Below are 12,154 nucleotides of genomic sequence, written 5' to 3'. Positions count from 1 at the left end.
GAACGGCATCGAGCATGTAAGCGATCGTCGTGTTCCTTGTGTGAGACGAGGAGTCAGGGAACGGCGATCCGTCTTCACCCCCGCGCCGCCTTCCGGACCCCGACGAACCGGTCGAAGTCGGGAAAAATCGTGCAGAGAAGATCCCTGAGTTCGGGCTGCCGGTCGAGCGCATCGATGTTCTGCCGGCAGCGAAGCTCGGCCATGGGGAACTTCTTCGCCCACACGAACGCCGTCACCTCGTCGATGCACGTCTTGAGTTCGGCCGGTGCGATCGCTGCGGCACGCATCATGACGAGTTTCGCCTGTTCCAGGCGCTGAGCTTGTTCCTTGAATCTCGAAGGCATTCGAATCCTCCCGGCGATCGCCGCCCAGCCTCGGGCTCGGATGTTTCCGGCGTTTCGGACGTTTTCACGGACAGGGATCAACGTTCGGCTTGATATATTCCAAAAACTCTTTCAACGAGAGCGTTTCCCTGCCGTCACCCGCGAGCGGAACGGGCTTCCCGTTGAAGAATGTTTTCACGGTGCAGTTCGCTCCGTCGCGATACAGTTCGAAATCGACGTGGGAGGCGTAGGCGGGATTGTTTGCGAGCGGCTTACCAAGGGCGCTCATGAGACCGAGAATCGAATCGTCGTGACCTATATATAATAAGCATTGATATTTTTGTTTTCCCTCCGAGGCGGCGCGCATATCGGCATCAAGTTTCGTCAGGAATCCCGACGCCATGTGCCGCGCCACCTCTTTCGGAACGAACCGGATCGCACAGGCGCTCATTTTTTCCCTGACGATCTTTTCCGTGTCGGCTTTCGTCAGCCCCTTCGGCATGGGAACGCCATGAACCGACATGCAGTAGACGTGGTCGGCCGGGATGAGAAACTCCTCCAGGTTTCGGATCTCGACGCCGAGAATCCTGCTCCAGCGTTTGAAGTCAGCCTCGAGTTCCTTTTCTTTCCTGATCCATTCGGGCTGGGTGAATCCGTGTTTGACGATGAGTTGATGCACCTTTTCCGCGTCCTCGTGCTCGGGATTGATGATGTTTTTGGCACCCCGTGGAATCGTCATGACCGGCACGGGCTGGCGCAGGTTCGGAAGGGCGCGGAACCCGTTCCCCAGACGCGGTCCCGTCCCGTCCGGATACAGGCCGGCGAGGAACGACTGGGCGCTCATGACCGTCCTGTTCGCGCTCGTCGACAGGACATACAGGGAATTCGGCCTGTAGGTCGGCGGAAGCAGTTTGAACGTGTCGACGTAACGCTCTCTGAATCGTTTTCCGAGCTGATATTCCTGGTTCATGCCCTCGGGGGTCAACTCCCCGATGCCGTCAGGCCACTCATAAGTGACGGTCGTGCTGTTCATGGCAGCATAGGGCGCACGATCGCCGTGCCTGATGAGGCTGACGGCGAATATCAGACGGTTTTCCGCCGCGGCAGCGGAGACGACCAGCAGAACGGCAAACAGCGCCCAGAACGAATACTTCCTGAATTTCACGATGCACCTCTCGGCTTCTGAGTTGTTTCGATGTTTTTTTCGAAACCGGCAATAGATCGCCCCACGGTGAACGTCGCGATTCTACCACGTATTTTTCCCCGTCACGCATCGTCCGCCGACATTGGATGATATGCGCCAGCGTCGGAGCGTTTCCCGAAACGCCCTTGAAGACGCCGTGACGGACGCGAGGCGCGAACCCCAGAAATTGCCCCAGTGTGGCATGTTTCCGGAGGGTGTATAATAGCCGGAGAGAGTTACAGGAGGAGGATCCATGAGTGAGAAGATCGAGGGCACATCCCTTCAGAACGCTGCAACGCTTCTTTCGTCGCTGGATGCGGGGAAACCGACAGGGAAGAAGGCCCCCGCGAGCCTGTCGGCGCTTCTGAGCGGCCTGAATGCCGATCAGTTGCAGCTGTCTGACGATTCACGCAGGAAGCTCCAATGGGCGAAATCCCAGTTCGAGTTGAGCTACCAGGTCATCAGGTCGCTCAACACCGCCGAGGGCGCGGTCACGTCGCAGGAAACGTTTTCGATCAAGGGAAGTTACGAGTTTCTTCAAAAGGTCTCCGGCCGCGAGATCGGCCCCGATCCCGAAAACCGGAGTGAAACCGGGGAAGCGAAGGAACCGGCGGAACAGGCGGAGAAAGACGCCCTCACCCAGCTTCAGGAGTATTTTTCCCCCGAGCGAACCGCAGAGCGTATTCTGGACGTGGCCCTCAGTTTTTTCGGGCTCAGCAGCATGGGCCAGGCAGAAGGGAACGTCGAATCCGGTCGCAGGAAGTTCGCCGATTTTATAGGGAGCGCCATTGAAGCGGGGTTCGCCCAGGCCAGAGGCATTCTCGGGAACCTGCCGGAGGAGATCGAAGCCGGCATCGGCCGGACCCACTCACTGGTTTTTTCCGGGCTCGAGGAGTTCGTGACCAACGGCATCGCTCCCGAGAAACTCGCGGCAGGCGGCGTCATGGAAAAAATCGTCGCCTACCGTCAGGAGATGTCCCTTCAAGTCGGATCGCTCAGACGCGCCGGCTCCGGAAATACCGTCAACTATACCGCGAGCGGCGATCTGAAACCCTCGTCGCCCGACTCACCCACGATCTCCACCAAGGGCTGACCCTGCGATTCGGAGCGTCGGAGAGACGCTCCGGAAGAAATTCCGCCTCTACGGGAGGATTGTATGCCGTCACGTATTCTTCTGATCGCCCTGCTCGCAACGACATTCTGCCTCGACGTGTCCGCCATGGCTCAGGCAGTTTCGCCGGCAACCCCGGCATCCGACACGCTCGTGACGTCGGCCGGCAGTCTCGACATCACCTTCGTCGGCCACGGCACCCTGATGCTTCGTTTTGCCGGAAAAACGATACATATCGATCCTTATAGTTCTCTCGCGGACTACTCCACACTGCCCAAGGCCGATCTCATCCTCGTCACGCACGGTCACGCCGACCATCTCGACGCGAAGGCGATCTCGGCAATCCGGACCCCCATGACGGCCATCATCTGCCCGAAAGCCTGCGTCGCCGAGCTGCCCGGCGGCACCGTCATGAACAACGGCGACACAAACACCGACCACGGGTTCACGATCGAGGCCGTCCCCGCCTACAACGTCGTCCATGCGCGCGACAACGGCCGCCCCTTCCATCCGAAGGGCGAGGGAAACGGCTACGTCCTGACCTTCGGCGAAACCCGGGTCTACGTGGCCGGGGACACCGAAAACACGCCTGAGATGAAGGCGTTGAAAAAGATCGACGTCGCATTCCTGCCCATGAACCTGCCGTATACCATGACGCCGGAGATGGTCGCCGATGCGGCCCGCTCCTTCAAACCGCGGATTCTCTATCCCTACCATTACGGCGACACCGACCCCGCCCGGCTGACGGCTCTGCTCGCGGACATGCCCGAAATCGAGGTCCGCATCAGGTCGATGAGGTAATGAGGGATACCTCGTCGCCGATGGGGGATATCTGGGGAGGCCTGGCGGCGATGCTGGTCGCCCTCCCGTCGTCGATCGCCTTCGGGGTGCTGGTCTACTCTGCGTTCGGCCCGTCGTTCGTGGCCCAGGGGGCAATGATCGGCATCCTCGGGGCAGCCGCCGTCGGCATCGTCGCGCCGTTCGTCGGCCGGAACGGGCCGCTGATTTCCGCTCCCTGCGCGCCCGCCGCCGCCGTTCTTGCCGCCGTGACGGCCGAGCTTCTCTCGGGCACCAACGGCCATCAGCTTTCGCCTGAGGCGATCGCCGCCGTTCTCGGCCTGGTCGTGCTCGCGTCGGGCTTGCTGCAGATCTTTTACGGGCTGGCCGGATGCGGCCGGCTGATCAAGTTCATTCCGTATCCCGTGGTGACCGGCTACCTGTCCGGCGTCGGCCTCCTGATCATCCTCGGCCAGCTCTCCAGGCTCTTCGGACTTCCCGAGGGAACCGCCCTGCGGGACGGGTTGCTCGCCCCCGATCTTTGGAAGTGGCCCGGACTGGCGGTCGGCATCACCTCGATGATCTTCATGGTCGTCGCCCCTCGCCTCACGAAACATGTCCCGGCGCCGGTCATGGGCCTGGCCGCAGGCGTGATCGCCTATTTCGGCATCGCCATCCTCAATCCATCGCTCCTCCGCCTCGACGGGAACGCGCTGATCATCGGGCAGATCCAGGCCTCGGGATCGTTCTTCGAGGCGGTCGCCGGCCGCGCAGGCTCGTTGTTTTCCCTCGACGTCGGGCTTCTCCGGCTTGTTCTCGTGCCGTCCCTGACGCTCTCCATCCTGTTGTCGATCGACACGCTCAAGACCTGCGTCGTTCTCGACACCCTGACCCGGAACCGCCACGACTCCGACCGGGAGCTCATCGCCCAGGGCGCCGGCAACGTCACAGCCTTTCTGGCCGGCGGCATGGCGGGAGCGGGAACCATGGGCCCGACGTTGGTCAACCTCTCCAGCGGCGGCCAGTCCTGGCGGTCGGCCGTCTTCGAAGGCTTCGCCGTGGTGTTCGCCCTGCTGGCGCTGTCGAAGCTGATCGCCTGGGTCCCCGTCGGAGCACTCGCCGGCATTCTTCTGGTCGTGGCATGGAGAATGATAGATAAAAGTATATTTCATCTCCTGGCCACTCCGGCCGGCCGCCAGGATTTCGCCGTCATCGCCGCCGTCGTCGTCACCGCTCTGACCGTCGATTTGATCGCGGCCTCCGGCGTCGGAATAGGACTCTCGATCCTGCTCTTCATCCGCGACCAGATCAAGGGAAACGTGATCCGCCGGAAACTGTATCTCAACGAGGTCTCCTCGAAGACCCGACGGCCGGCCCTGGAGCGTGAACTGCTCCAGAAGCACGGAGGCCAGGGCATCTTCTGCCAACTGCAGGGGAATCTGTTCTTCGGCACCACGGACCAGCTGTATTCCCAGCTCGAGCCCGACCTGCGCACGCGGCGTTACCTCCTCCTGGACATGCGTCACGTCCTGTCGATGGACTACACCGCCGCCCATCTCCTCCAACTGATGGATGGCCGGCTGAGGGAGCGCGACGGCCGCCTGCTGTTCAGCGGGATGCCTTCCGGCCTGCACAACCAGCGGAACTTCGAGGAATACCTCGGCCAGCTGGGCGTCATCCAGCAGTCCGACGGAATCACGGTATTTGAAACCCGCAACGACGCCCTCGCCTGGATCGAATCGCGCCTGCTCGAAGACTGCGGAGTGAGGCCGCAGACGGAGGAAAGTCCGCTCCCCGTCGAACATTTCGATCTCTTCAGGGAATTCGACGCCGATTCCCTCGGGGCGCTCGAATCCTGCATGCGGGAAGTCACGCTGGCCGCCGGAGACCGGCTGTTCTCCAAGGGAGACACGGGCGACGAACTTTTCCTGGTCCGGAGAGGCCGCATCAGCGTCCTTCTGCCTCTCGAGGGCGGGAAAATCCATCATCTCGCCGATATCGGGCGCGGCAGTTACGTCGGGGAACTCTCCTTCCTCGACCATCGCCCCCGCTCCGCAGATGCGATCGCCCGGGAAGCCACGAACCTGCTCATCCTCTCGCGGAAGCGATTCGACGAACTCGTACGCTCCTCGTCCCTGGTCGGCGTGAAAGTGTTCGCCCGGCTCGCCCTCGTCATCGCCGAGCGACTCCGCCAGACCGACATCGAACTGGAGAGTCTCGAAGAACGCTGACGATATATATTTATATTTGTATTTTTTCCGCTTTCCGCATGACAAAAGCCGATTTCGCGTTCCCGTTCGTGCAGATTCTGCCGAAGCATGAGAACTCTCGCCCTTCGACAGGCTCAGGGCGAACGATGGGGAATTCATCCACAACGCTCGATAGACCGCTGCGGCCCTTGACACCGTCGATGCTCGAGCTTACGTTTGCATCATCACGCCGAGAGAACAGGAGAAACACGATGGAGAGCGCTGCCGGAATCACCAGGGAAAAAGCCCTGGAGCTGTTGCACACCCACGTCAAAAACGAGAACATGATCCGCCATTGCCTTGCGTCCGAGGCGGTGCTAAAAGCTCTGGCACGCCGACTGGGCGAAAACGAACAGGTGTGGGGCCTGGCCGGCCTCCTGCACGATCTCGACGTCGAGATCACGAACGCCGATCTTTCGGTCCATGGCCTGAAATCGGTCGAACTTCTCGCGCAGGCGGGAGTGTCCCCCGACATCATCGACGCCATCCGGATGCACAACGAGCGGGCCCACGGCGAGACCCGCACGAAGCGGTTTCATCATGCCCTCGCAGCAGGCGAAACGATCACGGGCCTCGTCACCGCCACGACCCTGGTGTATCCCGACAAGAAACTGAGCAGCGTCAAGCCATCCTCGATTGTCAAGCGCATGAAGGAAAAGGCGTTCGCGGCGTCGGTCGACCGCGAGATCATCCGCGAATGCGAAAAGATCGGGATTCCGCTGAACGAGTTCGCCGCCCTCGCCGTCGAAGCCATGCAATCCGTCGCTTCCGACCTCGGCTTCTGACCCGCACGTTTTTCAGCCGACCTCAGGCCCCCTCTTTCCTGGGACGGCGTGCCGGTTTTTCGCCGACCCAGGTGACGGAAAACGGGCAGTTTGTCCGGCATCCGGCAAGGCATTTGCGGCCTTCTTCGCTCTGCACGCTCTTTTCATTGGTTCAGTCAAATCTGGCAGAAGAGTTGCGTATATTGGTAGCCCTTTGTATCGCCAGTTTCCGCCCGTATCTGAGAATGGAGAATAAGCGTGAATACGACGGTTGGACGAGTGACGGCTCTTGTGGTGACAGTTCTTTTGCTGGGCTTTTCCCCCTCGTGGGCGGAAGAGTCGCCTGACTGGGCGGCACTGCTGGCCTCTATCGAGGACCCCCAACTTCGCCAGACTCTCCAGAAAAGCATTTCCGCGGGTCTCATCGGCGACAGCCGCGAATTCGGGATCGCGCTTTCCCGCGCCCGCAGCCAGCGCGGCGGCAACCAGGACGGCTCCGGCCTCTCGGCGGCCATTTCCAAGGCATGCACCGGGCTCGCGAAACTCGACCGCGACGCCGTTTCCGGGATTACATTCGACGGCAAGAAGCATCTGTTCATGACATTCGCCGGCGAGTTTCCCCGAAGCTACCAGGCGGCGGTCAAGCTGGCCGCCCGCTTCGATCCCAAGGTCGGCACGCCCGAGTTGAAGAAGAACTCGAAGGAAATCAACGAATATCTTTCGCTGATCGAGAACGACCCGATCATCCAGCATGCCCTGAAGGTCACGAAGACCACGATGGAAGACCTGAAGGAGAACTGGTTCGGGGCCGGCGCCGGGTTCGAGCACGTGATCTGCGGCGAGATGAAGAGCACCTCGGTGAGCGGCTACCACTGGTGGTACAAGTTCTATGACGACGATCTGGCCGGCCGCGCGAAGATCCAGGGCAGCATCGACCACGCGAACGACACGGGCATCTACACCGGCCGCTTCACCTGGGACCCCGACGGCAGCGGCCCCCTCCCGGTCCTGAAGAAGAGCAAGGGCGGCTTCACCATCGGCAACTCCGCCCAGGCGCTTCTCGCCCTCGGTCACATCGCGATCGAGACGTCGCGCCGCAACGGCGGCAACGCCCCCTCCGCGATCCAGTTCGACGCCAACATCAACGGCCACGCCTACACCTGGCAGTTGTATACCTTCGGCAATACCATCCGCAGCCTCTACCCGATCTGCGGCTCTGGCGACACCGCCTCCGACAACGAAGGCTTCAACGCCGAGTATTTCGACCTCGAGGAAGACTGCCTCCGCGGCCTCTACGGCGAGGGTTCTCTCTCCGTCCACTGATCGCCCAGGAATCACCGCCGGGCGCGGCTCATCGAGAGCCGCGCCCGGTTTTCTTTCGCCCCCCAGGCCCATCCGATGCAGTGCCGCGGAGCGCCTCGGCGCCTGGCACGTGTGTTTCACTTCGAGGACCGATCCGCAGATGACGCAGATGAAGCGGATGTCGCGAATGAAATCCTGCGGATTGGTTCTTGTATGTTCGATCCGGTTCTCGCCGGTGCGATGGCGGGGCGGTTCGCGAACCGTCCCTACGGGGAAAGAATGGGAGAAAGCGAACGCAGGTTCCGAACGGGTGGTTCAGAACCTGCGTTTTTTGCGTTTTCAGACCCTGTCAGGGCCTGGGCCGAGAACCGCGCGGATCACCCCCGGCGGCCCTCAGGATAAGGGGCTTACTTGCCGGGCTGGCCCATGTAGGTCTTGAGGGCCGGGTCGCCCATGAGGTGGTAGACTTCCCAGTAATACTGCTTGCGGCTGGAGGTCGAGGCCTCGACGGCCAGGTTTCCGGCGACCATGAAGGCGGCGTTGCTCACGCCGGCGCCCTGGAACAGGGTGTCGATCGCGCCGATTCCGGTCTTTTCCTTGAGCGGCGGAACGCCCTGCTCGTTCGGCTTCACAATCGAGTGCAGGCCGATGCCCCACCAGATGTCTTCGTCCCAGTAGGTGCTGTTCGTGCCGCCGACGTAGCCGATGGCACCGGCGTCCTTGGCGCGCAGCCAGGCTTCGCCGAAGCAGGTCGCGACTTCGAACTTGCTGGTCAGGCAGCAGTTGCCGATGACGAACGGGTATTTGCCCTTGTTGCCCAGCTTGTTGATATCGCTGATCGACATGCCCGGGTCAGCCCAGGAGGTCGACGAGCCGTGGGCCGTGTAGTTCACGTAGCTGGCGCCCTTCGCGATGGCGGCCTGGATCGCGGCCACATTCTGCTGGGAACCGGCGGACAGATACTTACTCACGGTTCGGAAGCCGTGCTCGGCATTGAAGTAGTATTTCTCGGCATAGTTGATGTGCGGCCAGCCGTGGCTCTTCGCCCAGCTCGCATCCCAGCCGGCGACCAGGACCGCGTCGTCGAGGAACGACGGATCGGCGAACTGCCCTTTCTCGTATTCCATGGTCTTCTCGATCTGCGGCATCAGCTGGTCGAGCGTCTGCGCCGAGAAGCGGCCGGTCAGCATGTCAGGCAGGAAGTCGCCCGGGGTGACGGCGACGTAATACAGCTCGGTGATGTGGGAGCCGGTCTGGCCCTTGAAGGCCGGGATCTGCTCGTGGTCGCCGACGAACAGCACGTAGCTGGGGGCCGGGTTGTCGGCGGTCGGGTTGTTGTATCTGTCGTGTAGATACTTCTTGAGGTTCTCGGTGATCGCGGCGCCGGTGCCGAACTGGTCGGTCGTGACGACGTCGACCTTGAAGCCCTTCTGGGCCTTCGAGGCCGCAAACGGAGCGATGGCATCCTTGAACATCGGGGCCGTGACGATCACGTAGCTCTGCGGCGCGGTGTTCCGGCCGAAACGAAGAGCCTGGGGAACGACGACCATCTCTTCCGCCCAGGCGAACGCCGGGGTCGAAAGCGCGGCGTGCATCGCGCGGGTTTTGGCCATGTCGGCGCCGGTCAGCACGATCTCGAAATCGACGTTGTTGTAGACCACGATCTTGTTGGCGACCGGGTCATACTTGATCGGGGAGACGGCGACGTGGACGAGCCGCATCTGGCGCAGGAAGCCGACTTCCTTGATCGAGGTGAGCGGCATGCCGCCGAAACCCTTCGACACGTAGGCCGACTTCTCATACACGAACGGAACCTGCGAGCCATCCTTCGGAGCGGACGGCTGGCGGGGGAAAATCTTGTTGGTGATGCCGAACTTCGCCAGGTCATACTCGGTCGTGTCGTAGCTCTTCACATCGATCTTGAACTCGGCCCCGACCGGGATCTGGACGAGCTTGGTGAGCACCGGCAGTTGGGGGGCGCCGTATGCGCCGCCGAAGTAGAAGTCAGGGGCGTGGAGAACGGTGAACGTTCCCTTGGGGGTTTCGACGTCCCAAGAGGTCATCTTGTCGATGGAACAGGTCATGCGGATCGTCATCTCGTCCGCACTCGCCATCTTGTCGGAGACGACCTTCAGTCCGCTTCCGATCGCATCGGGGAAAACGATCTCACCGGCACATGCGGTTCCGCTCACAAAAACGATCAACGCCAACAGGGCAAAAAACTTCTTCACGATCTGTCCTCTTTTCCTTTCATTCGTCATACTCGGGACCGAGCGCGCAACAAAACGTATCGAACCGGTGTGTGACAACCCGAGTTCTCTCGGGCCTACTTCATCTATTCTTTCAGCCTAGTATGAACCCCGACGGAAGTCAATCACGCCGAACTCCGCAACATGGACAGTCATCGCGTCCATCTCCAGCCACGTCAATGAGCATACCAGCTCCGGAAAAAGAAAAGGTTCGCCCGTCGGTTGAAAAGGAGATGGGTTTCCCCGGAACCGCCGGCCGCCCTCTCGACTTTTTTCATGAACTTGAGATTCTCCGTATCTTTGATTGTTTCGGCATCTTCGGGGAAAGCCCTGAGGAACCACTCGACGACATCGCCGGGGTCGGATGCGGTGAACGCGTCCTCGTCTTTGAGCACCGGCTTTTCGGTCGATCGAAACCTGATGTAGACATCGACCCCGATCAGGGCCATCCCGCCCCCCGTCAGCTCGGTAACGGATGAAGCGGGCGAACGGAAATACGCCTTGAACGTCTCTTCCGGCGGAACGTCGAAGGCCTTTTTCAACTCGATCGCGGAAGAGGCCAGCATGACATCCATGTCCATCACCCGCGACGACGCGTCTTCCGAAAAGACAAACGCGCCGGAGGCCAGAACGGGGTTCACCTTCACGGCGGTCATCCGGGCGTCGAACTCGATCTTTTCACCAAGCCAGTCGTATTCCTGGAACCGCCGGATCACCCCGTCGGCTTTCCCTACGAGAATCGAGATTCGACGGGTGTCCGGCGATTCCGCGACGCTGAACCGCAATACCGGCTCACCGTCGAGCATTTCCTCCTGCTCGAACGTGAGACGGTTCTCAGGGATCCCTTTGAACGGCTCGAAAAAGAGCTCGGGAATTCTCAGTTCGGAGGGAAAAAGCCTCGACGCCGCCAGCCTCGGCGCCATTCCTGCCCCGGGGGTTCCGCCGGCCCCGAGTCGTTCCTCCATCTGCTTCGCCTTCGCGATGCCCGCGAGAAGCCCCTCGAACATCGCCATTTTCCCGGCAACCGATTCCCGCGTGACGACGCCCCCGGCGGGGCCGCCGACACCACAGCGCCTCGTCCAGACCGTCGTTCCGTCGGTGATGAACAGGCCGCTCCTGCCCGCCCCTCCCGCCGTGCTCTCCTGATCGAACCGGCAGTTCAGCCGAAGAGGCTTCTGGAAAACGATGCTTCCCGTCGTGGCTGTCCTCAGGGTTTTCCAGAGGTCCGGCCGCTCGGAATACGCCGGAATCTTGCCGGGCGGGAACTGGCCGGGAGGGGGGCCGACTTTGGTTCCGTGCATCGTCTCGATGCCGGTATACGCGCAGGAAAAAGCCGTCGTCCGATCGAACGCGGCGCGAATCTCGGCCGCCTTTTCCCTTGTCGCAGCCCGTTTTTGAGGCTCTCCGGCCGCATCTTCGTAAGATATCACACGCGATATTTCTACGGTTCTGCCGCCGGGGAGAAACGTCTTTTCATCGATCCGTGCGCCGGGCCTCAATTCCGGCCGGAACAGGTCGTCCGTCAGATCCCGGTTCACGGCGACGTTCCTGAACTCCTGCAGGAACCCCGAACTCCGCGGATCTTTCGGCGAAGGCTTCTGGAACTTCTTCCGGAGCAGGCCGTCGCGTGTCGAGATCCAGTACTCGTGCCATGCATTCTCGAAATGGAAGCAGGATTCGCCGGCCGCCTCTTCAACCCCGGTATAGGTCACCCCGCTCTCTCTGCGGCCGGAGCGCGCCGCCTCGAGCTCGACAGCCGGATTGGGAAGGAAGCCTGCCGGATGTTCCCATGTCACGTGGCTGATCGATTTCGGGTGAACCATGCTCCACGATTCACAGCCGCTCTCGATCTCGATCCTGTCATAATCGCCGGTCCCTTTCTCGGTTTTTCGCTTCAACCCGGGAAGCTTCACCTGCAGGAGATACTCCCTCTGCTGGAAGGTCTCTCCCGAAGGCCTGACGAATGCCTCATGAACGGTGCAGGTCACATCCCCGACGTTCCGGCGAAGTTCCCCGATCCTCCCGAGGACTTCCGCGGCCGCAGGCCCGTCCGCCATGGCCGGTTCCGCCGCGCCGATGGCGCCGGATACGGCAAGAAACAGACCGAACAGGCACCCGAACACCGCCGGCAGACGCTTCATCTCGATCCTCCCCGGACGGCATCGTCCGAATGTATCATGCGTTCTCCGGATCGAC

The 12,154-nt window shown here is 61.4% G+C and carries 9 protein-coding genes; 5 read left to right on the top strand and 4 right to left on the bottom strand.

Translation table 11 applies throughout. The annotated features are described in order from the left end of the window. Positions 1-74: 74 nt before the first annotated feature. Both PLU72_12040 and PLU72_12035 read right to left on the bottom strand, forming a co-directional pair. Complete coding sequence (locus PLU72_12040; protein ID HOT28914.1) at positions 75-344, bottom strand: hypothetical protein; 270 nt, start codon at positions 342-344, stop codon at positions 75-77. Positions 345-408: 64 nt separating this feature from the next. Continuing rightward, positions 409-1,488 carry a histidine phosphatase family protein gene (locus PLU72_12035; GenBank protein HOT28913.1) on the bottom strand — a complete coding sequence of 360 codons (1,080 nt, stop codon included), beginning with the start codon at positions 1,486-1,488 and terminating at the stop codon, positions 409-411. A 271-nt stretch (positions 1,489-1,759) separates the two neighbouring features. On the opposite strand from PLU72_12035, the gene PLU72_12030 reads away from it, so the two are divergent. The 5 genes from PLU72_12030 (at position 1,760) to PLU72_12010 (ending at position 7,730) form a co-directional block, all read left to right on the top strand. Further along, positions 1,760-2,599 carry a DUF5610 domain-containing protein gene (locus tag PLU72_12030; protein HOT28912.1) on the top strand — a complete coding sequence of 280 codons (840 nt, stop codon included), beginning with the start codon at positions 1,760-1,762 and terminating at the stop codon, positions 2,597-2,599. A 63-nt stretch (positions 2,600-2,662) separates the two neighbouring features. Then, positions 2,663-3,418 (top strand): MBL fold metallo-hydrolase, encoded by a 756-nt coding sequence (locus PLU72_12025; GenBank protein ID HOT28911.1) that lies wholly within the window; start codon positions 2,663-2,665, stop codon positions 3,416-3,418. Between the two features lie 20 nt (positions 3,419-3,438). Then, positions 3,439-5,625: a SulP family inorganic anion transporter gene (locus PLU72_12020; protein ID HOT28910.1), complete on the top strand. Its 2,187-nt coding sequence runs from the start codon at positions 3,439-3,441 to the stop codon at positions 5,623-5,625. A gap of 230 nt (positions 5,626-5,855) precedes the next feature. After that, positions 5,856-6,428, top strand: coding sequence for an HDIG domain-containing protein (locus PLU72_12015; GenBank protein HOT28909.1), 573 nt, complete (start codon positions 5,856-5,858; stop codon positions 6,426-6,428). Between the two features lie 237 nt (positions 6,429-6,665). Beyond that, positions 6,666-7,730 (top strand): hypothetical protein, encoded by a 1,065-nt coding sequence (locus PLU72_12010; GenBank protein ID HOT28908.1) that lies wholly within the window; start codon positions 6,666-6,668, stop codon positions 7,728-7,730. Between the two features lie 386 nt (positions 7,731-8,116). On the opposite strand, the gene PLU72_12005 is transcribed toward PLU72_12010, so the two are convergent. Both PLU72_12005 and PLU72_12000 read right to left on the bottom strand, forming a co-directional pair. Continuing rightward, a complete protein-coding gene (locus tag PLU72_12005; protein HOT28907.1) occupies positions 8,117-9,940 on the bottom strand; it encodes a C25 family cysteine peptidase in 1,824 nt (607 codons plus the stop codon). 194 nt (positions 9,941-10,134) lie between these two features. After that, positions 10,135-12,099: a hypothetical protein gene (locus PLU72_12000; protein HOT28906.1), complete on the bottom strand. Its 1,965-nt coding sequence runs from the start codon at positions 12,097-12,099 to the stop codon at positions 10,135-10,137. Between the last annotated feature and the right edge of the window lie 55 nt (positions 12,100-12,154).

The sequence above is a fragment of the Candidatus Ozemobacteraceae bacterium genome (assembly GCA_035373905.1).
Lineage (GTDB): Bacteria > Muiribacteriota > Ozemobacteria > Ozemobacterales > Ozemobacteraceae > MWAR01.
Note: the sequence above shows the minus strand (reverse complement) of the source record. Positions and strands in the feature narration are given on the sequence as shown.

What these genes read in the sequence shown, in the direction of transcription:
- PLU72_12015 (HOT28909.1), top strand. Translation starts at nt 5,856, where the DNA reads ATGGAGAGCGCTGCCGGAATCACCAGGGAAAAAGCCCTGGAGCTGTTG.
- PLU72_12000 (HOT28906.1), bottom strand. Translation starts at nt 12,099, where the DNA reads ATGAAGCGTCTGCCGGCGGTGTTCGGGTGCCTGTTCGGTCTGTTTCTT.
- PLU72_12030 (HOT28912.1), top strand. Translation starts at nt 1,760, where the DNA reads ATGAGTGAGAAGATCGAGGGCACATCCCTTCAGAACGCTGCAACGCTT.
- PLU72_12025 (HOT28911.1), top strand. Translation starts at nt 2,663, where the DNA reads ATGCCGTCACGTATTCTTCTGATCGCCCTGCTCGCAACGACATTCTGC.
- PLU72_12020 (HOT28910.1), top strand. Translation starts at nt 3,439, where the DNA reads ATGGGGGATATCTGGGGAGGCCTGGCGGCGATGCTGGTCGCCCTCCCG.
- PLU72_12040 (HOT28914.1), bottom strand. Translation starts at nt 344, where the DNA reads ATGCCTTCGAGATTCAAGGAACAAGCTCAGCGCCTGGAACAGGCGAAA.